This window comes from Nocardia crassostreae (assembly GCF_001613405.1).
Taxonomy (GTDB): domain Bacteria; phylum Actinomycetota; class Actinomycetes; order Mycobacteriales; family Mycobacteriaceae; genus Nocardia; species Nocardia crassostreae.
Genome location: NZ_BDCH01000015.1, coordinates 97,371 through 121,375 on the forward strand (window position 1 = coordinate 97,371; position 24,005 = coordinate 121,375).

General features: G+C 66.9%; 22 protein-coding genes and 2 pseudogenes. 15 read left to right on the plus strand and 9 right to left on the minus strand.

Annotated elements, in window-relative coordinates; all coding sequences use genetic code 11:
- Positions 1 to 70: 70 nt before the first annotated feature.
- Positions 71 to 841, plus strand: coding sequence for an amidohydrolase family protein (locus tag NC4_RS15645; RefSeq protein WP_218021183.1), 771 nt, complete (start codon positions 71 to 73; stop codon positions 839 to 841).
- 9 nt (positions 842 to 850) lie between these two features.
- Here the strand turns inward: NC4_RS15645 and NC4_RS15650 are convergent, their stop codons facing one another.
- Both NC4_RS15650 and NC4_RS15655 read right to left on the minus strand, forming a co-directional pair.
- Positions 851 to 1,789 (minus strand): polyprenyl synthetase family protein, encoded by a 939-nt coding sequence (locus tag NC4_RS15650; protein WP_245721706.1) that lies wholly within the window; start codon positions 1,787 to 1,789, stop codon positions 851 to 853.
- A 376-nt stretch (positions 1,790 to 2,165) separates the two neighbouring features.
- Positions 2,166 to 2,783: a terpene synthase family protein gene (locus NC4_RS15655; protein WP_369690756.1), complete on the minus strand. Its 618-nt coding sequence runs from the start codon at positions 2,781 to 2,783 to the stop codon at positions 2,166 to 2,168.
- 631 nt (positions 2,784 to 3,414) lie between these two features.
- Between NC4_RS15655 and NC4_RS15660 the strand changes: the two genes are divergently transcribed.
- Positions 3,415 to 3,855, plus strand: a complete 441-nt coding sequence (locus NC4_RS15660; protein WP_067538356.1) for a nuclear transport factor 2 family protein — start codon at positions 3,415 to 3,417, stop codon at positions 3,853 to 3,855.
- A 3-nt stretch (positions 3,856 to 3,858) separates the two neighbouring features.
- Here the strand turns inward: NC4_RS15660 and NC4_RS15665 are convergent, their stop codons facing one another.
- The 4 genes from NC4_RS15665 to NC4_RS15680 all read right to left on the minus strand — a co-directional run bounded on the left by NC4_RS15665 (position 3,859) and on the right by NC4_RS15680 (position 6,479).
- On the minus strand, positions 3,859 to 4,419 hold the full coding sequence (locus NC4_RS15665; RefSeq protein ID WP_067538361.1) for a dihydrofolate reductase family protein: 561 nt from the start codon (positions 4,417 to 4,419) through the stop codon (positions 3,859 to 3,861).
- Between the two features lie 71 nt (positions 4,420 to 4,490).
- Positions 4,491 to 4,970 carry a hypothetical protein gene (locus tag NC4_RS15670; protein ID WP_084529173.1) on the minus strand — a complete coding sequence of 160 codons (480 nt, stop codon included), beginning with the start codon at positions 4,968 to 4,970 and terminating at the stop codon, positions 4,491 to 4,493.
- A 17-nt stretch (positions 4,971 to 4,987) separates the two neighbouring features.
- Positions 4,988 to 5,551 (minus strand): hypothetical protein, encoded by a 564-nt coding sequence (locus NC4_RS15675; protein ID WP_067538367.1) that lies wholly within the window; start codon positions 5,549 to 5,551, stop codon positions 4,988 to 4,990.
- A 76-nt stretch (positions 5,552 to 5,627) separates the two neighbouring features.
- On the minus strand, positions 5,628 to 6,479 hold the full coding sequence (locus tag NC4_RS15680; protein ID WP_245721707.1) for a TIGR03621 family F420-dependent LLM class oxidoreductase: 852 nt from the start codon (positions 6,477 to 6,479) through the stop codon (positions 5,628 to 5,630).
- Positions 6,480 to 6,717: 238 nt separating this feature from the next.
- Here NC4_RS15680 and NC4_RS15685 point away from each other — a divergent pair, with 238 nt between their 5' ends.
- The 5 genes from NC4_RS15685 (at position 6,718) to NC4_RS15705 (ending at position 11,419) form a co-directional block, all read left to right on the plus strand.
- Entirely contained in the window at positions 6,718 to 7,935 is a 1,218-nt protein-coding gene (locus NC4_RS15685; RefSeq protein ID WP_067538379.1) for a transcriptional regulator, read from the plus strand.
- 122 nt (positions 7,936 to 8,057) lie between these two features.
- A complete protein-coding gene (gene exaC / locus NC4_RS15690) occupies positions 8,058 to 9,575 on the plus strand; it encodes an acetaldehyde dehydrogenase ExaC (RefSeq protein WP_067538387.1) in 1,518 nt (505 codons plus the stop codon).
- Between the two features lie 41 nt (positions 9,576 to 9,616).
- Positions 9,617 to 10,024 (plus strand): DUF779 domain-containing protein, encoded by a 408-nt coding sequence (locus tag NC4_RS15695; protein ID WP_067538391.1) that lies wholly within the window; start codon positions 9,617 to 9,619, stop codon positions 10,022 to 10,024.
- 317 nt (positions 10,025 to 10,341) lie between these two features.
- Positions 10,342 to 10,935 (plus strand): hypothetical protein, encoded by a 594-nt coding sequence (locus tag NC4_RS15700; protein ID WP_157554764.1) that lies wholly within the window; start codon positions 10,342 to 10,344, stop codon positions 10,933 to 10,935.
- 43 nt (positions 10,936 to 10,978) lie between these two features.
- Entirely contained in the window at positions 10,979 to 11,419 is a 441-nt protein-coding gene (locus NC4_RS15705; RefSeq protein ID WP_067538403.1) for a PaaI family thioesterase, read from the plus strand.
- 429 nt (positions 11,420 to 11,848) lie between these two features.
- Here NC4_RS15705 and NC4_RS40240 read toward each other — a convergent pair whose 3' ends face one another.
- From NC4_RS40240 to NC4_RS15715, 3 genes are all read right to left on the minus strand, one after another.
- A complete protein-coding gene (locus tag NC4_RS40240; protein WP_157554766.1) occupies positions 11,849 to 11,986 on the minus strand; it encodes a hypothetical protein in 138 nt (45 codons plus the stop codon).
- A gap of 102 nt (positions 11,987 to 12,088) precedes the next feature.
- A complete protein-coding gene (locus NC4_RS15710) occupies positions 12,089 to 13,633 on the minus strand; it encodes a succinic semialdehyde dehydrogenase (protein WP_067538408.1) in 1,545 nt (514 codons plus the stop codon).
- Positions 13,634 to 13,893: 260 nt separating this feature from the next.
- A complete protein-coding gene (locus NC4_RS15715) occupies positions 13,894 to 14,742 on the minus strand; it encodes a DUF11 domain-containing protein (protein WP_067538415.1) in 849 nt (282 codons plus the stop codon).
- Positions 14,743 to 15,004: 262 nt separating this feature from the next.
- Here NC4_RS15715 and NC4_RS15720 point away from each other — a divergent pair.
- The 8 genes and pseudogenes from NC4_RS15720 (at position 15,005) to NC4_RS15755 (ending at position 24,003) form a co-directional block, all read left to right on the plus strand.
- Positions 15,005 to 16,414, plus strand: a pseudogene (locus NC4_RS15720) (nucleobase:cation symporter-2 family protein).
- A gap of 156 nt (positions 16,415 to 16,570) precedes the next feature.
- Positions 16,571 to 17,353 (plus strand): VOC family protein, encoded by a 783-nt coding sequence (locus NC4_RS15725; protein ID WP_067538421.1) that lies wholly within the window; start codon positions 16,571 to 16,573, stop codon positions 17,351 to 17,353.
- A 124-nt stretch (positions 17,354 to 17,477) separates the two neighbouring features.
- Positions 17,478 to 19,568, plus strand: a complete 2,091-nt coding sequence (locus tag NC4_RS15730) for a nitrate- and nitrite sensing domain-containing protein (protein WP_067538427.1) — start codon at positions 17,478 to 17,480, stop codon at positions 19,566 to 19,568.
- A pseudogene (locus NC4_RS15735) lies at positions 19,546 to 19,944 on the plus strand (roadblock/LC7 domain-containing protein). The gene NC4_RS15730 and the pseudogene NC4_RS15735 overlap by 23 nt, the downstream one beginning before the upstream one ends.
- A gap of 128 nt (positions 19,945 to 20,072) precedes the next feature.
- Positions 20,073 to 22,655 carry a sensor histidine kinase gene (locus NC4_RS15740; RefSeq protein ID WP_067538430.1) on the plus strand — a complete coding sequence of 861 codons (2,583 nt, stop codon included), beginning with the start codon at positions 20,073 to 20,075 and terminating at the stop codon, positions 22,653 to 22,655.
- Positions 22,633 to 23,058 (plus strand): roadblock/LC7 domain-containing protein, encoded by a 426-nt coding sequence (locus NC4_RS15745; RefSeq protein ID WP_067538432.1) that lies wholly within the window; start codon positions 22,633 to 22,635, stop codon positions 23,056 to 23,058. The genes NC4_RS15740 and NC4_RS15745 overlap by 23 nt, the downstream gene beginning before the upstream one ends.
- A complete protein-coding gene (locus tag NC4_RS15750) occupies positions 23,058 to 23,432 on the plus strand; it encodes a DUF742 domain-containing protein (RefSeq protein ID WP_067538435.1) in 375 nt (124 codons plus the stop codon). Before NC4_RS15745 ends, NC4_RS15750 begins: the two co-directional genes overlap by 1 nt.
- Positions 23,413 to 24,003 carry a GTP-binding protein gene (locus NC4_RS15755; protein WP_067538438.1) on the plus strand — a complete coding sequence of 197 codons (591 nt, stop codon included), beginning with the start codon at positions 23,413 to 23,415 and terminating at the stop codon, positions 24,001 to 24,003. Before NC4_RS15750 ends, NC4_RS15755 begins: the two co-directional genes overlap by 20 nt.
- Positions 24,004 to 24,005: the final 2 nt, after the last annotated feature.

Below are 24,005 nucleotides of genomic sequence, written 5' to 3' on the forward strand. Positions count from 1 at the left end.
AACGGAGGAAACCGTGTCCATTATCGATGCCTGGGCGCAGCACCCCACGCTGCGTCTCGTCCAGCACGATATGTTCGACTCCCTGCGCCGCTGGGGCGCGCCGCTACCCGCCGAGCAGCCGCCGGTCGCGGCGACACACACCCTCATGGATGCCGCCGGTGTCGATACCGCGCTGATTTCCGCCTGGTACGGACCGGAGGGTGTGCTGATCTCCAATGACGAGGCGGCGAGCTTCGCCGCCGACTCCGGCGGGCGATTGATCGGGGTCGCCTCGGTCGATCTGCGCAAGCCGGTGGCGGCGGTCCGGGAACTGCGCCGGGCCGTCACCGAACTCGGTATGCGCGCGCTGCGGATCGTGCCGTGGCTGTGGGGACTGCCGCCCAACGACCGGCGCTACTATCCGCTCTACGCCGAATGCGTGGAACTCGGCATCCCGTTCTGCACGCAGGTCGGTCACACCGGCCCGCTGCGCACCTCCGAGACCGGCCGCCCCATCCCCTATCTCGACGATGTCGCGCTCGACTTCCCGGAGCTCACCATTGTCGGCGGTCATATCGGATACCCGTGGACCACCGAGATGATCGCGCTCGCGACCAAGTACCCGAACGTCCACATCGACACATCCGCCTATACCGTCCGCCGCTATCCGTCGGAACTGGTCGCCTATCTGAAGTCACACGGTCGTCGAAAGGTATTGTTCGGCACCAACTTTCCCATGATCATGCCCGAGCACGCCCTGAAGGGCATCGACGATCTCGGCCTCGACGACGAGGCCAGGGAGCTGTTCCTGTCCGGCAATGCCCGCCGCGTATTCGGGCTCGATGCCGAACACGCGGCGTGACGGTACCGATCACCGATCGCGGTGGGCGACCAGTTGCGCCAGGGCGGTCAGATCGCCCACCGCCAATTCCGGCGGCAGGGCCGCGAGCGCGGAGCGCAGGGCCGCATCGGCGCGGCGCAGGGTGCGATGACGGCCGCCCGCCTCCTCGATGAGGTCGGCGGCGCGCGCCGCCCGCGACGGCGTCATCGGATGCCGGGCCTGATAGATCCGCGCGAGCTCACGGCCGGTCCCGGTGTCGGAGGCGAGGGCGCACACCACCGGGAACGACTGTTTGCGATGGATCAGATCACTGTGCGCGGGCTTGCCGGTCACGGCCGGATCGCCCCAGATATCGATCGCATCGTCGATGAGCTGGAATACCGGCCCCAGTTCGGCCCCGAAGGTATGCATGGCCGACACCACCCGGTGATCGGCCCCGGCGCACAGGGCGCCCAGCGCGCAGGCACAGGCCAGCAAGGCCCCGGTCTTGCCCGCCGCCATATCCAGATACTCGTCGATGCTCACCGTGGAGCGGGTCTCGAAGGCGCAGTCCGCGTACTGTCCCCGGCACAGCGTGACGGTGGCGCGCGCCAACCGGATGACGGCCTCGGAGGTCACCTCCTCGGGCACGCCGTCCGATAGCACGCCGAGTGCCAATGCCTGTAGAGCGTCTCCCAGCAGTGTCGCATTGGTTTCGCCCCAGATTCGCCAGACGGTGGGCCGACCGTGCCGCATCGGGTCGGTGTCCATGACGTCGTCGTGCACCAGGGAGAAGTTGTGCAGCAGTTCGACGGCCGCCGCCGCGTGCACGGCCTGCTCGGTCCCGCCGCCGCAGGCCGCGGCCGCCGCGAAGGTGAGTGCCGGGCGTAGCGCCTTGCCCTGAACCCCGGAGATCTCCGCACCCTCGGTGTCACACCACCCGAAGTGATAGCCCGCCATTCGATCCAGCGGCTCGGCCAGCAAGGCCACCGCAGAGCGCAGGACGGGTTCTATCGCCTGTCTGGCTTCGGTTAACTGCCTGCGTGCCAGCCACTCTATTCGGCCGTCGAAGGATGGTTGCCCGGATTCTGCTGCCCGTGGGCAGGTTTCGCTGTGCCCGGCCAGATTGGCCACCGCCGGCCGCGACAGTCCCCACCGTCGCCGCCCCTCATGCCATTGTCCCGCTATGGAATTGGTGTGTTTCGACGCTCGCATAATCGGCCCCGTTCACTTTCGGACACGGCCTCCCGACCACCCGGTGACAGACGGGCGGCCATGCGTAGCAGGTAGCTCATGGTCCCATCGGCAAGCGAAAGGATCGGGTGGCCTGCGGATTTCAGTTCGGCAACAGCCTGGGGACCGCTGCTCAAGTGAGCGGCAATCCGTGTTCGAGAGCCTCCAGCGGGGCGCTCGTGTAACGCGCGGCCTGATAGTGATAGTCCAGGTTGGCACGTACGTAAACGGTGTAATTAGTTGCGGTAGCGAGAGTGTCGTCCTTATCGCGCCCAGAGATGCCCGCGTCGTCGAGCTCCACCGGCAGGCGTTCGAGGGCATCGTTCATCCGCTGGATGCATTCGGTCAGCATCCCGTTCACGAGGTCATAGGCCTGTGCTCGATCGTAGCCGTAATGGTACTCGGCCAGTAGTACCGAGTTGTAGAGGCACCCCGAGGCCTCGTCGGAGGCCACCGAGAGCACGTCGTTGAACAGCCCCATATGCTCCACCGCGGCCTCGCGCAGCCCGCGCATGGATGGCACGTACCGCGCCCCGGCCGAGAGGTCCACGCCCTCGGCGATCTCGCTGATATCGAGAAAGACGAAGAGCGCCACACCATCTCGCCGATGCGCCCGATACGTCTGCAGATCGGGCAGATTGCCCGCGAGCCGCCCGACGGACTCGGTGTAGTAGGTCCCTGCGAATCTCGGCCTCCACGCTGACTTTCCATTGCGCCGAGCGGCCCTCCGACAGCCGCCGCCACAGATCAGCGAATGCGATACCTAGTACGCCGGATGTTTGCCCCACACCGTCGAATACCGCGCTGAGCGCGGTGATCGTATCCAGACATCGCCGCGGATCCGGGATTTCGATATCGAACTGATCGTCCACCGCGAAAGCCCACGCCGTGTATTGCGAGAGCAGTGCGAGATCGTCCACTCCGGCGCGGGGGCACCACAGGGCGTACATTCGCGTCGGGCGGGTGCGTTCCATGCGTCGGCGCGTGAGCTCCGACGGGACCAGTTCGAATGTCTCGAGCCAGGCCCACATTGCCGCCTCTGCCTCGAGCTCCGCGGGATTTAGTCCCGCCGACTCGAAGGGCATGAAGAATTCGGTCGGTTCCATCGAAACTACCTATCCTCCTGCCTACCCTACCCACCCATTTGGAATCATTGCGACATTTCGGACAATCATCTCTCAAAGGTAGCCCGAACCAGGCGGGGAGGGGAGCCAGGGGTTACTCCGACGTGCCGAGGGCGCCGCGGGCGCAAGATCAACCAATCGCGACCGGTCTGAACGAGATCGATTGCATACCCGTATCTTTCGGAAACCGCAAGATCAGCCCCCGCCTCGCCGTACGCTGGCGCACCGACCCACGTATCGGCACAACCCGGAGGCACCATGCTGTCCCTGCAGGAGATTTCGGACCGCCTGGAGATCGAGGACCTCATGGTCCGCTACTCACATGCGGTGGATACCCACCAGTGGGAGTTGCTGGACGAAATCTTCACCCCTGATGCTCATATCGACTACACCGCCATGGGTGGCCCGGCGGGCGACCTCGCGTCCACCAAGAGTTTCCTGGCCACCGTCATGCCGAACTTCTCCGCCTTCCAACACCTGATCAGCAACTCCTCCATCCGCGTCGACGGCGATCACGCGACGGCCCGCACCATGTGCCACAACCCCATGCTGGTCGCCGGGTCCGACGGGCACAGTCGGCTCATGCTCTGCGGCCTGTGGTATCACGACACCTTCGTGCGACTCGGCGGCGGCTGGCGCATCCATCAGCGCGTCGAGGAGAAGAGCTATATGTTCGTCGCGCCCACCGCCGCGAACTGAGCCTCAGCGCCGGTAGCGCTGCAGCACGACCCCCGACTTCGGAAACTCGCGCGCCTGCACGAGGCGCAGCGCGCTGCGCGGTCCCGGCGCGAAGAAGCGTTGCCCGAACCCGAGCAGGACCGGAAACACCGCCAGCGACAGCTCGTCCACCAGCCCGAGCCGCAGGAACTCCTGCGCGGTGGTCGCGCCCCCGAACAGCACCAGCGGCTTGCCCGGCCGTTCCTTGAGCGCGTTCACCTCCGCGGCGAGATCGTCGCCTATCCGCACCGCGGGCTGCCACGCCAGCTCCCGCCGCCCGTGCGACACAACATATTTCGGAAGCCCGTTCACCCGCGACGCCAGCTCGTCCCCCGGCGCCGTGGGCTCCCGCTCCGCCTGCGGCCAGTACTCCCCCAGCTCCTCGTAGCACACCCGCCCGAAGATCTGCCCGTCCACACTGTCGAGCAACTCCCCGAGATATTCGTGAAAGTCCGGATCATCGATCTCGATCCAATCCATCACTCCCCCCGGCCCCTGGGTGAACCCGTCCACCGACACCATCATGTGCAATACCACTGCGCGCATGCGAACCCCTTCGATTGGATTTTCGCTTCGCTGTGGTGACCGGCCGAGCCCGCGAAATTAATCGGTGCCGATTACCCGCCCGCCCGTCCCGAGGCGGTGGCGAGGACCTGATCGAAGAGATCGCGGTAGCCGCGCAGGGCCTGGCGCAGGTCTTCGGTGTCGGCGTGTTCGCCCTTGGACCAACGGTATTCGATCTCCTGGCGGCGCTGGGCGCAGGTGTCGGCCAGTATCCGGATGGCGTCGATGACGAGTTCGTCCGCGTGGGTCACGCAGTCCTGCGGGTCGTCGACGAACCCGGTCTGCACCTCGCGCCACTGCTCGCGCAGCCGCTCGAGATCATGCTCGGCGAGCAACCGGCCGCGATCGCGCTCGACGGCTGCCGAATCGGCCGCCGGGGACGGCCGCGGCTCCGCATCGGTCACCGCTGGATTGGGGGCGGTCGGTGCGGTCCGGTCGGTGACGATCGGCGTGGCCGGATCGGTTGCCCGGGTGTCGGCGGGCGAATCGGCTCGGGTGTGGTGATTTTCGGGATGTTCGGATTCGATGCTCATGGCGGTGTCTCGGGTGTCTAGTTGGTGGATGTGCCGGATTCGGCGCGGTGGCCGTTCATCAGGTCCTCGAAGAGGGCGCGGTAGTGCACGATGGCGGTGCGCATGTCCTCCGTGGTCACCTGGCCCTGACCGGCGCGGCCGGTGATGTCGTGGGCGATCCGGTATTGCTCGAGCGGTTGGGCGTGCTCCACGGACAGAATGTCCAGTTGCTGGTCGTAGTCCTCGGCGGGGTAGCCGCGATCGGTCATGACCGCGGTGACGAGGTGGTCGGCATTGGTGAGCGCGGCGACCGGATCGTCGATGAACTGCTCCTGCACCTGCGCCCATTGCATGGTGTAGCGGCGCTTCTCGTCCTCGGACAGATCGCGCAAATCCAGCTGACTGTGCTGCTTTTCGCGTTCGGTCAGTGCGCGTTCGGCGACGCGCCGGTTCTGGGCGTGCTGGACCGTCCGGTCGTATTCGGGGCCGAAGCGGTCGCGCAAGCGGCGACTGCGTGCGCGCGGTATGAGAGCTACCGCCAGCAGCGCCAGCACCGCGATCGCCGCCAGCACGATAATCAGGGTCATTACTGCACCCGACATGTGATGCCTCCTGGTCGAGTCCGTCGTTTTGGACGGAATGCCTCGATCCGGCGGCATCAAACGCTGGTGCGCGGGTTCAGGTTCCGCGCAGCAGCGGGATGAGGGGGGCGAACTTCTCGAGATTGCGTTCGTTGACGGTGATGTAGCTGAATCCGTAGCGCTCGCGGCGGGCGCGCAGGGTCTCGGCCTGTTGTTCGGGGGTGCCGATCAGCAGGACCGGGATGTCCTCCGGCTCGTCCGCGCTGGCCGGTGAGATGTGCGGGGCGAGCTGCTCCAGGAAGGCGGTGCGTTCGGCGGGGGCGGCGAGACCCTGGACGAGCAGGTTGAATTCGACCGTGTCGGCGCGGGAACCGAGCAGGCCGCGCACGTAGTCGACCTTCTTGGCGGTGGTGATCGAATCGGCGACGGTGATGTGACCGCTGTCGGAGGTATGGCCTGCGACCAGGGCGATGGTCCGGGCATACTCGGCGGACAGGCGCAGGGTGCGCTCGCCCCAGGCGGCAATGAGCAGCGGCGGGCCGCCCGGCTGGACCGGGCACGGCGTGTACTCCGGGTCGGCGTAGAGGCGGCGCAGGGTTGCCACCGTCTGTTCGACGTGATCGACCCGGCGGCCCGCGGATGGGAACGGCATTCCGGCGGCCTCGAATTCGGACTGCACATAGCCCGCGCCGAGACCCAGTTCGAACCGGCCGCCGCTGAACTGATCGAGTCCGGCGACATCGCGGGCCAGCAGCACCGGATTGTAGAACGGGGTATTCAGCAGGAAGGTGGTGAGCCGGACCCGCTCGGTCACCTCGGCCGCCAGCATGAGCGCGGGGAACGGGGCCGCCATTCCCAGATGGTCGGCCACGCCGATGACATCGAAGCCGAGACGCTCGGCGCGGCGGCATTTCTCGACCCACGCGCTGCGGGAGGTTGGAGCCAGCATGTTCAAACCGAAGCGGAACGGGAGCACCATAGTTCTTGTCTACCAGTCGAATCCGTTCCCCGTCTCGACTGTGCGCGCGGGTTGTGTCCGTAATGACGGAAACATGACGATCGGCGAACTCTGCGAAGCAGCGCCGGACGAATTAACGCGGCGAGTGCATCGAATGCGGTCCGCGCGGTCGCCGGGCGCGCCATCATGAGTTATCGCAATTCATCGACCGCTGCGAGGAGTTTGCACGATGGCCCAGTTGCCCGCTCTCTCCCAGCAGCGTGCGGAGCTCGAGAAGGTCTGGGCGCGCTGGTCGGCGGGCACCGGTCGGCCGCCGGGTCAGGAGATCGCGCTGCGCCACGAGGTGGCCGAATCCTGGGAGCGGTCACTGCGCACGGTGGATCCGGGGCGTGCCGTGGCTCCCGCCACCGATCGCGACGAATTGGGTTCGCGCTGGGCGGAATCGCCGCTGCGGACGCCGGTCACCGAACTGGCGGGCGAGCTGCGCGCCATCACCGAGGACGCCGGAATGATCGCGGTGGTCACCGACGAGGTGGGCACCGTGCTGTTCTGCTGCGGGGATCGCGCTGTGCGGCGACGGGCCGAACAGGTGAATCTGGCGCCGGGCGGCTGCTGGGACGAACCCTATATGGGAACCAGCGGCGTGGCGCTGTCGCTGCAAACCGGGCAGCCCAGTTCGGTCTGGGCCGCCGAACATCTGGTGGAGGCGCTGCACGGGTGGGTCTGCTACTGCGCGCCGATTCGCGCGGCCGACGGCAGGCAGTTGGGCGTGCTGGATCTGTCGACCTATTGGGACCGCTCCCATCCCATGATCCTGACCACGGTGCGGGCGCTGGTCGCCGCCATCGAGGCGCGGTTGCACGCCGAGCAGGCGCGGCCGCGGACGCGGACGCGGCTGGAATGCCTGGGTGTGCCGCGCCTGTACAAGGAAGGCAAGCAGGTGGCCATGCGGCCGCGGCAGCTAGAAATCCTCACCCTGCTGGCCCTGGAACCCGAGGGGTACACCCCGGAACGCTTGCACGAGGCCGTGTACGGCGAGCGGTCGGTGTCGTCGAGCACGCTCAAGGCCGATGTCTCCCGGCTGCGCCGCGCCACCGACGGCCAGGTCGCCGATCGTCGCTATATGCTCACCGAGCCCATGGCCTGCGATGCCCTCGAACTGCTCGCGGCCCTGGAGGCCGGGGATATGACCACCGCCGTCCGCCTGTATCGCGGTCCGCTGCTGCCGGATTCGGATGTTCCGGGCATTGTGCAGTGGCGCGAACACCTCGACGTCTGCCTGCGCACCGCCGTGCTGGCCGATCGGAATCCCGAACACGCGCTCCGGTTCGGGCAGCGCTGCCCGGACGATATCGAAATCCACGAGCACGCCATGCGTTTGCTGCCCCACGGGGACAGTCGGCGTGCCTTGGCGACCGCCCGTCTGCACACCGCGATGCGCGCGTAACCCCTTGCAACCCACAGGCTGTGACTAGCCGACGTTTCACCAACCTCGCGCCAACCATACGCCAACCTTCGCGGTTCATAGTGACCCCCGTCACCCACAGGTCTGCGATCAGGAGCCGCGCCATGATCTACGCCAAACCCGGCAGCGACGGCAGTATTGTCAGTTTTGCCCGCCGCTATGACAACTTCATCGGCGGTGACTGGAAAGCCCCGATAGAGGGCCGGTACTTCGACAATCCCTTGCCCGTCGACGGTGAAACCTTCTGCGAGGTAGCGCGTTCCAGCGCCGCCGATATCGATCTGGCCCTCGAGGCCGCCCACCGCGCCGCCGACGCGTGGGGTGCCACGGCTGTGACCGAGCGTGCCAATATTCTCAACCGCATCGCCGACCGACTCGAAGCGAATCTGGAGAAGCTCGCGGTCGCGGAGACGTGGGAGAACGGCAAACCGGTCCGCGAAACGCTTGCCGCGGACTTGTCGCTGGCCGTCGATCACTTCCAGTACTTCGCGGGATGCATTCGCGCACAAGAGGGTTCACTGGCCGAAATCGATGCCGACACCATCGCGTATCATTTCCACGAACCGCTCGGCGTCGTCGGGCAGATCATTCCGTGGAACTTCCCCATTCTCATGGCGGCCTGGAAGCTGGCGCCCGCGCTGGCGGTGGGCAACTGCGTCGTCATCAAGCCCGCCGAACAGACCCCGGCCTCACTGCTGCTGGTCGTCGAGATGATCGCCGATCTGCTGCCGCCCGGAGTTCTCAATGTGGTCAACGGTTTCGGCGTCGAAGCGGGCAAACCCCTCGCGTCCAGTCCGCGCGTGGCCAAGGTCGCCTTCCCCGGTGAGACCACCACCGGGCGGCTCATCATGCAGTACGCCAGTGAGAACATCATTCCGGTCACCCTGGAGCTGGGCGGGAAGAGCCCCAATATCTTCCTGCCGGATGTGGCCGCGGCCGACGACGACTTCCTGGACAAGGCGGTCGAAGGGTTCGTCATGTTCGCGCTCAATCAGGGCGAGGTCTGTACCTGTCCGTCGCGTGCGCTGATTCACTCGTCCATCTACGACGAGTTCATCGGCCGCTGCATCGAGCGCACCAAGGCCATCAAGGGCGGGAATCCGCTCGACGATTCGACCATGATCGGCGCGCAGGCCAGCAACGATCAATACGAGAAGGTCCTGTCCTACATCGATATCGGCCGCAAAGAGGGCGCCAAGGTGCTCACCGGCGGCGAGATGCGCAAGGTCGAGGGCCTGCCCAATGGCTACTACATCGAGCCGACCATTTTCGAGGGCCGCAATGACATGCGGATCTTCCAGGAGGAGATCTTCGGCCCGGTGGTGGCGGTGACCCGCTTCGACAGTGAGGCCGAAGCGATCACCATTGCCAACGACACCCTGTACGGTCTGGGCGCGGGCGTCTGGACCCGCGATGGTGGCGCGGCTTACCGCCTGGGTCGCGCCATCAAAGCCGGTCGGGTGTGGACCAATTGCTTCCACGCCTATCCGGCGCACGCGGCCTTCGGCGGTTACAAGAAGTCCGGTATCGGCCGCGAGACCCACAAGATGATGCTCGACCACTACCAGCAGACCAAGAACCTACTCGTCAGCTACTCCCCCAAGAAGCTCGGATTCTTCTGAAGTCGAGTCGTGTTGCCGCATCACACACTTGGAGGATTAGCATGAAAACGGGTTCGGTGTCCCGCGTGGGCATCACCGACGCCGCGGCCGACGTCCTGCAGGGACTGATCACCCACCACGGTCCGGTCATGTTCCACCAGTCCGGCGGCTGCCGCGACGGCAGCTCGCCAATGTGCTACCCCCTGGGCGAGTTCCGGGTAGGCGCCGCCGACGTCCTGCTCGGCCGCGTCTTCCCCGACACCTCGTTCTGGATGAGCGCCGACCAATACGAATACTGGCGCCACACCCACCTCACCGTGGACGTGGTCCCCGGCCGCGGCGGCGGCTTCTCCCTCGAAGCCCCCGAGGGAGTCCGATTCATCATCCGGTCTCGGTTGTTCACCGACGCCGAAGCGGCGGCGTTGGAAGCGGCTCCCGCCCCACCGCGCGGCGCGGACTTAGCCGGATGAGAGATGGCGCGGCCGGTTTCTCCGGGCCGGCCGCGCTGTCGCCCCCCCCCCGCCGAGACTCGCGGGCAGGCCCCGTTATGCTCTGCGCCATGGGGAGGAACTCCGCGGTCTGGTTTGTGATTGCTGCTGTTGTGCTGGGTGTTTCGGGGTGTGACAGCGTCAGCGGGGTGCCGGGTGACGGGGTGTCCGGCGCGGCCACGAGTACGACCGCGCCGTCAGAGGTGACGGACCAATCGACCACGGCCGCAAAGCCTTCGACGACCACCGTCACCCCGACCGGCAGCCCCGAGCCTGTCTAGGGTGTGCTCCCGGTATGCGTGCGCACCACCTCGGCCGAGCCGCTCCCCGATTGCCGAGTCGAATCCGCCGATCCCACGGGCCCCGACCTCGAGGTGCGTCGCGGCATTTCCGGCCGCACCGGTGTCCTCACGATCGATGTGATCGCACCGGATGGCACTCCCCTGCAAACGATTACCGAGCATAACGTCTACACCGCCTGGTCCATCCCCCAGTTGCTGGACACCGACGCCGACGGCCGCGACGAACTCCCCGTCCCCCTGGACCTCTACGCCTACTCGGTCACCTACGCCGTCTACCACGCCACCGGCACGACCGCCGACTTCACGCGAACCGGTGAATTCAACGGTCTCGGAATCGAATCCACCGAGGCCGGATACACCGTCACCGACGGAAAACTCCCGGCCGGAAAAGGATCGTTCTACAGCTTCTGGATCTACGAGGACGACCAATTGGTCCCCATTGTCACCGCCGAAGTACTCCTGACCCCCGACACCACCGGGACCGCCACCGGTAAGGAATGCACCGTTACCGACGACGGCGGCCGCTACCGCACCGGCCTGACCCTCACCCAAGCCCGCGACTACTTCTGCGCCCTCGTCGAATCCGAATAGCACCCGGAACGACCTTCGCCGCCCCGCCCGCGAGAATGGCTCGGTGGACACCGACAGCGACACGCTGAGCCCCGACCAGGACGCCCGCCTCCGCGCCAGCATCGCCCGCCAAACCCTGCTCACCACACTGGGAATCGGCATCGCAAGCCTGGCCCCCGGCCGCGTAGTCCTCGAACTCCCGTTCCGCGCCGACCTATGCCAACAGAACGGCTTCGTCCACGCAGGCGCCCTCACCACCCTCGCCGACTCCGCCTGCGGCTACGCCGCCATGTCCCTCCAGCCCCTCGACCACGACATCCTCACCGTCGAATTCAAGGTCAACCTCATGAGCCCGGCCGTCGGCGACCGCTTTCAAGCCATAGCCACGGTCATCCGCTCCGGCCGCACCCTCACCATCTGCCAAGCCGAAGTCACCTCCGACACAACCGATTCCCGCCCAATGGCCCTCATGCAAGCCACCCTCATGGCGATTCCCTCCGCGTAGTCCCCCAACCCGGTCCTCGACGGCCGGTCGCAGCACATCCTGGCCCGGCCAGTGCTCACCCAGGGCGATCACCGCAATGGGCTGCTCCGCGTTCCCCCAACCCTGCTGGACTAGCTGTCCTCCGGGTCGTCCAAGCCTTGTGCGATCTTCATACGCCTGTTGAGTGCCGCTATTTCCTCACTCGTCAGGGCTCCGACCTGGGTTGTCAGCCATGGACGGACAACCGCTTCTTCCCGAGTACGTCGGCCCAGCCGTGCGACGTGGAGGTAGCGAGGGCGTGGCCAGGATCCGCTTCCGAGATCGGGGCACCTTGGAGCCACTGGTACGGGGAGTTTATTACGGACTGATCCGAGACGATGACCACCAACTCACGGCGTGGTGAGGGGGTGTCGCTGACGGTCAGGGCGTGGATGTAGACATCGCCTCGGTTCATGCGGCGGTGTCGCGGGAGCGGCGCCGGGCTTCAGCCTCGGCCGCCTGCGCAGCGGCGAGGTCGACCGCGGGATCGACGTGCAGCCGGGCCAGGCTGTCGGCGACCTCCTGCCGGGTCGGGATGGACTCGCCCATACGTCTAGTGTACCAGATCTCGGCAACTTCGGCCCGGTTTCCTGCGCAAATACATCCGAACCCCGGCGTGGCATCGCCGGGGTTCTCACTCGTGTCGCCGGTTCAGCGGCCGGGGAGGAAGCGGATGACTCGCGCAACCCCCATGAGGAAGGGCTGCCATTTGTCCTGCGAAATCAGTGGTGGGGCATCGAGATTCAAGAAGCGGGTGACGACCACCGTTTGGGGTTCGGTGAACTTGAGGAGACCGTCGGGGCCGTGGCGGCGGCCTATGCCGGAGATGCCCATGGGGGCGCCGGTGGTGCCCCAGGCGGGGGCGTAGCCCTCGTCGATGTTGACGGTGCCCGCGTGGAGGCGTTCGGCTATGCGCTCGCCTTCGGATTTGGAACCGGCCCAGACGCTGGCGTTGAGGCCGTATTCGATGTCGTTGGCGCGGGTGATGGCCTCTTCGATGTCGGCTACGGGGTAGATGGAGACGAGGGGGCCGAAGGTTTCGTTGCGGCCGCATTCCATGGCGTCGGTGACATCGGTGAGGACGGTGGGTTCGAAGAAGAGGGGGCCCAGGTCGGGGCGGGGGTTGCCACCGGCCAGGACTTTCGCGCCCTTGGAGACGGCGTCGGCTACGTGTTTGGTGACGGTTTCGAGCTGGGCTTCGGAGATGAGGCTGCCGATATCGGCGGAGAAGTCGTAGGACGCGCCGAGATTGGCGGCGTGGACCGCGGCTACGAATTTGTCGGTGAAGGCGGCGGCGACCGACTGGTCGACGTAGAGACGTTCGATGGAGATGCAGAGCTGGCCCGCATTGGAGAAGCAGGCGCGCACCGCGGCTTTGGCGGCCTTGTCGAGGTTGGCGTCGCGGGTGACGATCATGGGGTTCTTGCCGCCGAGTTCGGCGGAGAAGCCGATGAGGCGGCGGCCGCACTGTTCGGCGAGAGTGCGGCCGGTGGCCGAGGAGCCGGTGAACATGAGGTAGTCGCACTGGTCCACGATGGCCGTGCAGACGACGGTGCCGGGACCGGTGACCACGGCGAACAGGTCGCGCGGCAGGCCCGCGCGCGCCAGCAGTTCGGCATTGGCCAGTGAGGAGTACGGGGTCTGGCTGTCGGGCTTGACCACCACGCCGTTTCCGGCGAGCAGGGCGGGAATGGAGTCGCCGATGGACAGCAGCATCGGATAGTTCCACGGCGCGATCACGCCGACCACGCCCTTGGGCACCGCGCGCACCGAAACACGGTTCAAAATCGGGAAGGCGCCGGGCACACTGTGCGAGGACAGCAGTTGCGGTGCGACGCGGGAGAAATAGCGGGCCGCGAAGATCAGGCCCATGATCTCTTCCTGAGCCGCCCAGCGCGCCTTGCCGGTCTCGGCCTGCACCACGTCCATGAGGTATTCGCGGTTCTCCACCACCAGCGCACGATAGCGCTCGAAGACCGCGGCGCGATCCTTGGCGGGGCGGGCGGCCCGTTCCTTTTGAGCGGCGCGCGCTTTGGCGACGGCGACGGTCACATCGGTTGCCGTGCCCACCGGAACAGCGCCCAGCGTGGTGCCGGTGAACACTTCGGTGATCGCGCAGACATCACGCTCCTCGGTCGTGTCCACCGCCGCGAACGTCTTCAACCGTTCGAACACCGCGGGTGCCGGCACGGGCATCGTCGCCTCCTACTTACAAGTAACTTCCAGTACACCTAATCTACCCCGGAGGCCGGAGCCAGGCCGTGAGTTGGCGCGGATCCGGGCGTCGCCCGCTGACGCTATCGGCCACCGCGAGCGCCGACATCGACATTTCCAGCCACTCGGGTTGCGCTGCCCGCCAGGGTTTCTCGCATCCGGACGCACCAACGAAACACGGTCGGCGCGACTCCGGAGAGTCGCACCGACCGTGTTGTCCGAGGAACGGCTGCGCGGTGGGATCAGGGCTTGGGCGCGCAGTCGGCGGGCTGTACGAGCCCCTGGTTCGCCACATTGTTGCCGAGCAGCACCGTCACCTTCGCCTCGACGGGCGCCAGGCCATTGGCCGTGATCTTGACGGTGAAGGATTCGGTCTTCTCGGTCGCCGTCGCGGTGCACAGCGCTGACCAAGCGATCTTCTGGCCATTGTCGATGATCGAGGACATGACGTAACCCTTCTTGGGCTCCGCACTGGTCACCAGTTCGATCTTGGGGGTGACCCCGGCCGGGGCGTCGACCAGATCCGAGATCGGAGTCTCGGCCTTGCCGAAGGTATTCACCGACGCCCGGTCCTCCTTGGCCACCAGCGTCCCGCCCTGCCCGGCACCGGTGGTGGTGGTCGTGAGCGTATTGGACGCCGCGGTGGTGTCGAACGCGCCGTTCGGCGCGAAGCCCTTGACCACGGCCTCACTGGAAACGGCGGTGTTGGCGGGCGTCTGGCCGTTGACCATGACGGTCAGCGTGGCGGAACCGCTCTTGGCCTTGGTGATCTCACCCAGATTGAACACGACCTTCTGCGTGCCCTGCAGCGTGCCGCCGGTCTGATAGGTCGTGCTGGCCGGAATGGTCACCTCGGCAACCACATTGGTGAACGTGTCGTTACCAGCGGTGCTCACCGTGAGCGTGCACGCCACTTCCTCACCGGGGAAAAGGCTGCCGGGAGTTTGCACATCGCGGCACTCGTACTTCGAGGTCGGGCCCGCCACGGCGTACGCCGGAGCCGTGCCGAGCTGAATCGCGCCGACCGCGAGCGCGAATGCCGAAGCTGCCATCGCGGCACGCTTCAGCGCGGATTTGGGGGCGCTGGACATGGTCTTCTCACCTTCTCGGTTGGTTGATAAGCCCCCGCGCCGACCGCGGTTCGGATCACCCGTGCTGTTTGTCTGCACAGATGTTCAGCGGTGCGACTCTGCATCCACCAACGAACCACTAACGGCAACCGGCCGAACCTCCAACGGTGCGGCATCGAGCGACCGTGAATATAGAGGTCCCTACGCTAGCCACGACTCCGTGGCGGCTGTCACATTTCCACGCACTGGAGAATCATCCCCAGCACTTGAAGAAGGACGCGGTATGGGATTAGTCAAGTGGCGTCGGAATCAGCCGGAATCGAATCGGCCGGAGGACGCGAAACACTCGCCCGGACAGCTGGCTGCCTATGGGACCCAACACATTCTGACCATGTACGGCGGCGTGATCGCACCACCGCTCATTGTCGGCGGCGCGGCCGGGCTCTCCGCCGCGGATATGGCCCTGCTGGTCACCGCGGCGCTGTTCGTCTCGGGTCTCGCCACCCTGCTGCAGACGCTCGGCATCGGTCCGTTCGGCAGCAGATTGCCCATCGTGCAGGGCGTTTCGTTCGCGGGCGTCTCGACCATGGTGGCGATCGCCAGCGACGGCGGACTCCGCCCGGTATTCGGCTCCATCATTGTCGCCGGTGTGATCGGCCTGGTGCTGTCGTCGTTCTTCGCGCAGTTGGTGCGATTCTTTCCCGCGGTGGTGACCGGCACGATCATTACCGTGATCGGCCTGTCGCTCATGCCGGTCGCCTTCCGATGGGCGCTGGGCAACAACCAATCCGATCCCGAGTACGGCTCGATGGGCAATATCGGATTCGCCGGTCTGACACTGCTGATCATTCTGGCGATCAGCCGCCTGTTCCAGGGCGCGATCTAGCGGCTGTCGATTCTCATCGGCCTGGTGGCCGGTACCGTCATCGCCGCCGTGGCGGGCAAGGCCGATTTCTCCAATGTCGGTGACGCCGCACTCGTCGCGGCGCCGCAACCGCTGTATTTCGGTTCCCCGACATTCGAACTCGGCGCCATCGTCGCCATGACGATCGTCATTCTGGTGACGCTCATCGAGACGACCGCCGACATTCTCACCATCGGCGAAATCCTGGAGACCGATGTCGATTCCCGCCGTGTCGCCGACGGTCTGCGCGCCGATATGCTCTCCACCGCGGCCGCACCGATTTTCGGATCCTTCACCTGTAGCGCGTTCGCACAGAATGTCGGCCTGGTGGCGCTGACCGGAATCAAGAGCCGATTCGCCGTGGCGGCCGGTGGCCTCATTCTGGTGCTGCTCGGCCTGCTCCCGGTGGTCGGCGCGATTGTCGCCGGAATTCCGTATCCCGTCCTGGGCGGCGCGGGCCTGGTGCTCTTCGGCACGGTGGCGGCGAGCGGTATCCGCACCCTCGCCCGGGTGGATTACAAGGACAATCTCAATCTGATCGTCGTCGCGGTCGGCATCGGATTCGGCCTCATTCCCGTTGCGGCCCCGGAGTTCTGGCACGCCTTCCCGTCCAAGATCGCCGTGGTCCTGGAATCCGGCACCTCCGCCGCCGCGGTCGCCGCGGTCCTGCTCAACCTGGTGTTCAACGAATGGAAGTTCGGCAAGCGGCAAGGCGCGTCGGTGCTGGCCGCCGCCGCGGACGAACGCGACCGGCTCGGCGAGCGCATGGACGACGACATCCACCAGTAAGCACCCCCGGGCCGACACGGTGAGGACCGGAGACTCGCCGTGTCGGCCCGCAAACAGGACATCTCCGGCCTCCGGCTCCCCTACCGTTTGAAGGGGCAAGCTGCTCGGGCCGGCTCGAGGAAGCGCTGGCACATCACTCTGACCGGAGGAACTGCCATGTTGACAACGAACTATGTTCCGGGCACTCCCACCTGGATCGACCTCGGATCTCCCGATATCGACGCCTCGGTCGCCTTCTACGGGCAGGTGTTCGGCTGGGACGTCCAGTCCGCGGGACCGGAGTCCGGCGGGTACGGATTCTTCCTGTCGGACGGCAAGATGGTGGGCGGTATCGGCCCGCTCACCGACGAGGGCGCGTCACCGGCATGGACGCTGTACTTCCACACCTCCGATGCGGACGCCACCACCAAGCTCGTCGAGGACGCCGGGGGCGCGGTGCGCGTGCCGCCGGGCGACGTATTCGAATTCGGGCGCATGGCCGCCTATACCGATCCGACCGGCGCCGAATTCGCCGTGTGGCAACCGGCGCAGACCCGCGGCATGGAAGTCGCCGGGGTACCGGGCGCGCTGTCCTGGACGGAGCTCTACACCACCGACGGGCCGGGGGCGAAGGACTTCTATCGCGCCGTATTCGGATGCAATGCCGACGACAAGGACATGGGTGAGGTGGTCTATTCGGTCGTCTCCAGCCCCGAGGCCGAGGGCGCCGACACCGGGCAGGGCGGCATCATGCAACTGCACCAGGACAATCTGGACGCCGGGAATCTCTCCGAATGGCATCCGTACTTCGGTGTGACCGACTGTGACGCCACCGCCGCCAGGGCGACCGAGGCCGGTGCCGCCACGCTGATTCCGGTCATGGACGTCCCGGGGATCGGGCGCATGGCCATGTTCCAGGATCCGATGGGCGCGCCGTTCGCCATCCTGCAGGCCGAATAGCCTTCGCCACCCATCCGACGCGTCGCGGGCGGGCTTACCGGATGCCCGCCGCGCGCGTCAAATGTGTTCCTGCTCAAAAGGACTCGGCCCATGAATTCCGAGGCCGGATAGCTACCCTCGGGCAATGCTCAGACGGCGGCTCGGTGTCCGGATCCGGATTATGGCGATCGCACTGGTGCCGAGCCCGGCGTTGGTGGTCGTCGGCGCGGGCGCGGCGGGCGCGCTCGTCGATCGCTCCGCCGAGGCCCGCACCTGGGCCGATGAGCTCCAGGCCGGTATCACGCCCACCCGCGAGATCATCGAGGCCGTCCAGGCCGAACGCCGGATCTCGCTGTGGCACACGGTCGGCGCCGCACCCGATATTCGCGAGCTGACCGCAGCGCGGCTGCGCCTGGACAATGCGCTGCGCCTGCTCGCCCCGGCGCAATCGCGGCTTGCCAGTATCGGCCCGAGCGAAATGGGCGACGCCACCGCGGCTTTCAGCGCGCTCGGCGAGAGGCTCACCGGCATTCGCGCCGGAATCGATGCGGGCACCCTGCCGCTCGGCGACGCCTACGCCTTCTACAGCCGGATGCCCGAACTGGTGGCCGCCGGTACCGAGATCGCACAGCAGACCGCCCCGGACGCCGCCACCGCGACCGAATTGGCGGATGCGAGCGAGGTGCTCCAGGGCCTCGAATCCATGAGCCGCGCCACCGCATTGGGCGCGGCCCTGGCCACCGATACCGGCCTCACCGCCGAGCTGTCCGACGAGTTCATTCGCCGGGTCGGCTATTACCGCACGCGGATCGAACGCCTGCTCGTCACCACCGACACCGACCAGATGGCCGCGGTGCAGGCGCTCATCACCGGCGCGGCCTGGCAGCGGCTGGGCGCCATGGAAGCCGCACTGGCGCAACGGGCGCTGGCCGATCTCTGGCAGTCCCAGAGCGCGCACGCGCAGCGCCTGGCCAGCGATGCCGCCGCCGAGACCACGCGCAATTCGCTGTGGGCGGGCGCGGGCATGCTCGTGATCGCCCTCGGCGCCATCCTCGTCGCGCTGGCGCTGGCCAATCGGATCATCCGCCGCCTCAAGCGTTTGCGCGATCAGACCTTCGCCCTCGCCGAATCCCGCACCCGCGAGGGTGTGAAGGCCGTCTTCCTCGATATCGCCCACCGCAGCCAGGTGGTCGTGCACAAACAGCTCGAACTGCTCGACGAGGCCGAATCCCGGCAAGAGGATCCGGCGCTGCTCGATATCTTCTTCCGCCTCGATCATCTCGCCACCCGGGAACGCCGCAATGCCGAGAACCTGGTCATTCTCGCGGGTGGCCGCCCGGGCCGCCAATGGCGCAATCCGGTCCCCCTGATGGAACTGGTCCGCAGCGCCGTCGGCGAGACCATCGACTACACACGCGTCCGAACCGGCCGCCTCCCCGAGACTTTCGTCGCCGGGACGGCAGTCGGCGATCTCATCCATCTGCTCGCCGAGCTCATGGACAATGCCACGGCCTTCTCCCCGCCCCAGTCCCAGGTGTCGATCAGCGGCCATACGGTCGGCCGCGGCGTCGCCCTCGAAATCAGCGACCAGGGCATGGGTATTCCGGGCTCGGAACTGGCTCGCCTCAATACCCTGCTCGCCACCCCCGCCGATTTCGGCGTCACCACGCTCTCCGAAGACTCGCGCCTGGGCCTGTTCGTCGTCTCCCTGCTCGCCGAACGCAACGGCATCGCTGTCAAGCTCGCCGAATCCGACTACGGCGGCATCCGCGCCATCGTCCTGATTCCCGCCGGTCTCATCGCGGGGGCACAAGCCGGTCCCGACTACGACTCCGAACAACTGGCCCTGCGCCGCCGCATCGACTCCAGGACAGCCGAATACACGCCACCCACCGCCGCACTCCCGCGCGCCGATACCGGCCAGGTCCAGCAGCTCGCGCCGCCCGTCGCGCGCTCGCAGCCGGATGCCGCCCCGCACACGCCCGGTGGCGACAGCCGCCCCGCCCTGCCGCGCCGTGCTCGGCAAGCCAATCTCGCAACGGAATTGGCGCACGAGCCGGGACCCGCCGGGACCGAGGCCCCGCCCGCGCCTGGACAGCGCACCGCCGAGCAGGCGCGAGACCTCATGTCCGCCATCGAGATCGGGACCCGGCAGGGTCGGCAGGCCGATCCAGATGGAACTCCGCCCAACCACTACCGACAGGAAGGTGATGGTGACCAGTTCACCCGCCGGTGACCTCGACTGGCTACTCGACGATCTCGTGGACAAACTGGCGGGCGTCCGCCATGCCGTGGTGCATTCCACCGACGGCTTGCTCCTGGGGCGGTCGGCCGGGATGGACCGCGAGGAAGCGGAGCACTTCGGGGCCATGTCCTCCACGCTGTACGGGTTGTCACGCAGTGCGGGGCATCGGTTCAACGGGGGCGGGGTCCGGCAGGCCGTGATCGAACTGGAGCGGGCGGTGCTGTGAGTGACCGCCGCCGGATCGAATGCGTGCCTGGCCCTGCAGGCGGGGCCGCAGGCCAATCTGGGCATGGTCGCCTACGAGATGAATCTGACCGTCCAGCGGGTCGGCGCCTTCCTTTCCACGAAGGCCAGGCGATTCGATTGAGCCGCGACGCCACTTTCGGGCCGATGCGCGATTCATTCCGGTGCACGCATAGCGCACCTTGTCAATTACTCTCCCGCTCAACGGGATCGAACCGGCGAGTGTGACCTACGTCCCGATACGTTGCGCAAATGTTCAGAGCGAGGCTCGGTGTCCGGACCCGTGTTCTCGCCATCGCATTGGTTCCGAGCGCGGCGCTGCTCGTGATCGGCGTGGGTGGCGCGGGATATCTGGTGGCACAGGGCAATCACGCACGTGAGTGGGGGGCCGCGCTACAAGATGCCACCCCGACCACCCGGGAATTGGTCAACGCGGTCCAGGCCGAGCGGCAGGTGACGCTGGCGCAGCTGGCCGGAGAGGAACCGAATCCGAAAGCCCTGTCCGAAGCCCGATTACGGATGGACGCGGCCATCATCCTGCTCGAGCCCATCACGGCGAAGATGGAAGCCCTGGGGCCGCAAGGGGTTACCGGTGACGTCGGCGGCTTCCAGACCTTGACCCGGCAGCTGGCGGCCGTCCGCACCCAGGTGGACGCGGGCGTGCTGCCCTTCGCGGACGCCTACACCTTCTACGGCCATCTGCTCGATCTGGTCTCGGTCGGCACCAGCGTCGTCATGATCACCGCGCCAAGCTCCGAGGTCGCCGTCGAGACCGGCGAAACCCTCACCCTCATCTCGGCCTCCGAAATGCTGACCCGCAGCGCGGGATTGGCGGAAGTGCTGCTGCACGACGGCACGCTGCCGCCGGAGCTGGGCATCGAATACGCGCGCCTGACCGGCGGTTACCGCATCAGCGTCGAAGCCCTCGCGCGCGACGAGGACGACGCCGAGACCATCAATGCCGCCACCCTCATCAACGGCCAGAACTGGCAGCGCCTGATCATGATGGAGAACTCCCTCATGGCACGCGCGCTGGACCCGGTCACCAACCCGGATCCGAAACCCGTGCCGCTGGCCTTCACCGAGGCGGAATGGCGGGATACGGTCAGCAAGGTCAATCAGGCGTTGCTCACCCTGTGGGACGTCCAGAACCTGCACGCCCAGGGCCTGTCCGAGCAAGCGGGAGAGGAGTACGCCCGCAACTCCCTCATCGCCGGTGGCGGCATGTTCCTGGTGGCCGTCTCGGCGTTCGGGGTCGCGCTGGTGCTGGCCAACCGAATCATTCGCCGCCTCAAGCGCTTGCGCGACCAGACCCTCGCCCTGGCCGACGACCGGCTGCCGCAGATCATGACCCAGCTGCGCGACGGCAAGGATGTCGACGTCGCCGCCGAGACCCCGCCGCTGGACTTCGGCAGCGATGAGATCGGCCAGGTGGCCAAGGCTTTCAGCCACGCCCACGAGGCCGCCGTCGAGGCCGCCGTCACCGAGGCCCGCACCCGGGAGGGCGTGAAGGCGGTGTTCCTCAATATCGCCCACCGCTCGCAGGTGGTCGTGCACCGCCAGCTGGAAGTGCTCGACGACGCCGAATCCAAGCAGGAAGATCCGTCCCTGCTCGAAATCTTCTTCCGCCTCGACCATCTCGCCACCCGCGAGCGCCGCAATGCCGAGAACCTGATCATTCTGGCGGGCGGCCAGCCGGGTCGGCAGTGGCGCAATCCGGTGGCGCTGGTGGAGGTCGTGCGCTCGGGTGTCGGCGAGGCGCTCGACTACACCCGCGTGAAGATCACCCGCCTGCCCGAGATCGCGGTGGCGGGCAGCGCCGTGGCCGACCTCGTGCACCTGGTGGCCGAACTGGTCGACAATGCCGCCCACTTCTCCCCGCCGACCTCGCAGGTCGAGGTGCGCGGCAATGTGGTGGGCAAGGGCATTGCCGTGGAGATCGTGGACCAGGGCATGGGCATGCCCGAGTCCGAGCTCGAACGGGTCAACGAGATGCTGCGCAATCCACCGGATTTCGGCGTCAACACGCTGTCGGAGGATTCCCGCCTCGGCATGTTCGTGGTCGCCCAGCTGGCGGTCCGCAATGGCATCTCGGTGCGGCTCACCGAATCCGATTACGGCGGCGTGCGCGCCATCGTGCTGATTCCCTCCAGCCTGACGGTGGCCGCCCCGGGCACCGGGGAGATCCCGGCCGTGCCCAAACAGCTGGAAGCCGTTGCGGCGCAGCCGCAGGCCGAGTCGTTCCATGCGGCGGAGTCGTTCCCTACGGCAGAGCCGTTCCCTACGGGAGAGCCGTTCCGTACCTCGGAGTCGTTCCACACCGGTGAGATGCGCCAGCTCGACGCCCCTCCCGCGCTCCCGGCCCGGCCCGGTCCGACCGCGCCCGAACGCCCGCTCACCCCGCTGTACTCCCCCGCACCCGCTTTCGACGCGTTCGCCTCCCCGGCCCGCTCGTTCGAGGAGTCCGCCAAACCCTACGAACCCCCCACCGAGCCGAATCCGCCACACCGGCCGAGCATTCCGGCGCCGCAACCGGAAATCGGTTTCCGGCCTCGAGAATCCCGGCGCGCCCAGTACACTGGCTCCGACGTCCGGCCCGCGCTCCCGCGTAGGCGCCGGCAGGCAAGTCTCGCACCGGAATTGGCGCAGGACACGACGTCCCCCGAGACTTCGTCCCAGCCCACCCGCACGGCCGAGCAGGCCCGAGACCTCATGTCCGCCATCGAAAACGGAACCAGGCAGGGCCGCCGGGCCGATCCCGGTGCGTCCGAGCCTGTGTCCAACCCATTCCCCGACCGACAGGAAGGCGACGGTGACCACCTCAAACGCTGGTGACATCAACTGGCTACTCGACGATCTGGTCGATCGGCTAGCTGGCGTCAGGCACGCCGTTGTGCACTCCACCGACGGCCTGTTACTGGGCCGTTCCTCCGCCATGAGCCGTGAGGACGCCGAGCACTTCGGCGCCATGTCCTCCACCCTCTACGGACTGGCCCGCAGCGCGGGCGCCCGATTCGACGGTGGCGGTGTGCGCCAGGCGGTCATCGAACTGGATCGGGCGGTGCTGTTCGTGACCGCCGCCGGGAGCCACGCCTGTCACGCCCTGCAGGCGACCGAGCAGGCCAATCTCGGCATGGTCGCCTATGAAATGAACCTGACGGTGCAGCGTGTCGGCACCTATCTGTCCACCACCCCGCGCCACCATCTGGCCGGACAGGTCAATCCCCACCTGTCATGATGGCGGGGCCGGGGGAACATTGGTTCGATGACGCTGCCGGTCCGTTGGTGCGCCCCTACGCCCGGACCGGCGGCCGAACCATGGGCGCGGGGCACGATCTGGACATGCTCACGGTGGTGGTGGTGCCCAATGCCGCCCCGCCGCTGCGCCGTGTCGAGCCGGAATACACCGATATCGTGCGGTTGTGCCGGCTCCCGCTCTCGGTGGCCGAGGTATCGGCCGCCATGCGGCTACCGCTCGCGGTGACCAAAATCCTTGTCGGCGACCTCATCTCAGACGGCATCCTCAACCTCCGTGCACCGGCCTCCCCCGAGACCACACCCGGTGACCTCAACATTTTGCGAGCAGTTCTCGATGGCATCCGAAAACTTTGACAACTCCCGGCCCCTGGCCGCCTCGGTGAAGATCCTCATCGCGGGCGGTTTCGGCGTCGGCAAAACGACCATGGTGTCGACCATCAGCGAGATCACCCCGCTGCGCACCGAAGAGCTCATTACCGAGCTCTCGGCGGGCGTGGACGATCTGCGCGGCGTGGAGGGCAAGACCACCACCACGGTGGCCCTCGACTTCGGCCGCATCACCATCGACCAGAGCCTGGTCCTGTACCTGTTCGGCACCCCCGGCCAGGACCGATTCTGGTTCCTCTGGGACGAATTGGCCCGCGGCGCCCTGGGCGCGGTGGTCCTGGCCGACACCCGCCGCCTGGAAGGTTCCTTCGCAGCGATCGACTTCTTCGAACGCCGCGGCGTCGCCTTCACCGTAGCGGTCAACTGCTTCGAAGGCGCACCCCTCTACACGCCGGTCGAGGTCCGCGACGCCCTCGACCTCGACGAGCACATACCGGTCCTCCTGTGCGACGCCCGTGACCGCGGCTCCTGCAAGAACGTCCTCATGCCCCTGGTCGAATACCTCATCGACCGCGCCGCCGCCAAGGTCGTCAGCTGAGC

Coding starts and splice junctions, on each gene's coding strand:
- NC4_RS15645 (WP_218021183.1), top strand. CDS start 71: ATGTTCGACTCCCTGCGCCGCTGGGGCGCGCCGCTACCCGCCGAGCAG.
- NC4_RS15680 (WP_245721707.1), bottom strand. CDS start 6,479: ATGCTGGCTCCAACCTCCCGCAGCGCGTGGGTCGAGAAATGCCGCCGC.
- NC4_RS40240 (WP_157554766.1), bottom strand. CDS start 11,986: ATGGGCGAGTCCATCCCGACCCGGCAGGAGGTCGCCGACAGCCTGGCC.
- NC4_RS15675 (WP_067538367.1), bottom strand. CDS start 5,551: ATGTCGGGTGCAGTAATGACCCTGATTATCGTGCTGGCGGCGATCGCG.
- NC4_RS15730 (WP_067538427.1), top strand. CDS start 17,478: ATGCTCAGACGGCGGCTCGGTGTCCGGATCCGGATTATGGCGATCGCA.
- NC4_RS15750 (WP_067538435.1), top strand. CDS start 23,058: ATGGCGGGGCCGGGGGAACATTGGTTCGATGACGCTGCCGGTCCGTTG.
- NC4_RS15670 (WP_084529173.1), bottom strand. CDS start 4,970: ATGAGCATCGAATCCGAACATCCCGAAAATCACCACACCCGAGCCGAT.
- NC4_RS15685 (WP_067538379.1), top strand. CDS start 6,718: ATGGCCCAGTTGCCCGCTCTCTCCCAGCAGCGTGCGGAGCTCGAGAAG.
- NC4_RS15695 (WP_067538391.1), top strand. CDS start 9,617: ATGAAAACGGGTTCGGTGTCCCGCGTGGGCATCACCGACGCCGCGGCC.
- NC4_RS15715 (WP_067538415.1), bottom strand. CDS start 14,742: ATGTCCAGCGCCCCCAAATCCGCGCTGAAGCGTGCCGCGATGGCAGCT.
- NC4_RS15725 (WP_067538421.1), top strand. CDS start 16,571: ATGTTGACAACGAACTATGTTCCGGGCACTCCCACCTGGATCGACCTC.
- NC4_RS15740 (WP_067538430.1), top strand. CDS start 20,073: ATGTTCAGAGCGAGGCTCGGTGTCCGGACCCGTGTTCTCGCCATCGCA.
- NC4_RS15665 (WP_067538361.1), bottom strand. CDS start 4,419: ATGCGCGCAGTGGTATTGCACATGATGGTGTCGGTGGACGGGTTCACC.
- exaC (WP_067538387.1), top strand. CDS start 8,058: ATGATCTACGCCAAACCCGGCAGCGACGGCAGTATTGTCAGTTTTGCC.
- NC4_RS15710 (WP_067538408.1), bottom strand. CDS start 13,633: ATGCCCGTGCCGGCACCCGCGGTGTTCGAACGGTTGAAGACGTTCGCG.
- NC4_RS15660 (WP_067538356.1), top strand. CDS start 3,415: ATGCTGTCCCTGCAGGAGATTTCGGACCGCCTGGAGATCGAGGACCTC.
- NC4_RS15755 (WP_067538438.1), top strand. CDS start 23,413: ATGGCATCCGAAAACTTTGACAACTCCCGGCCCCTGGCCGCCTCGGTG.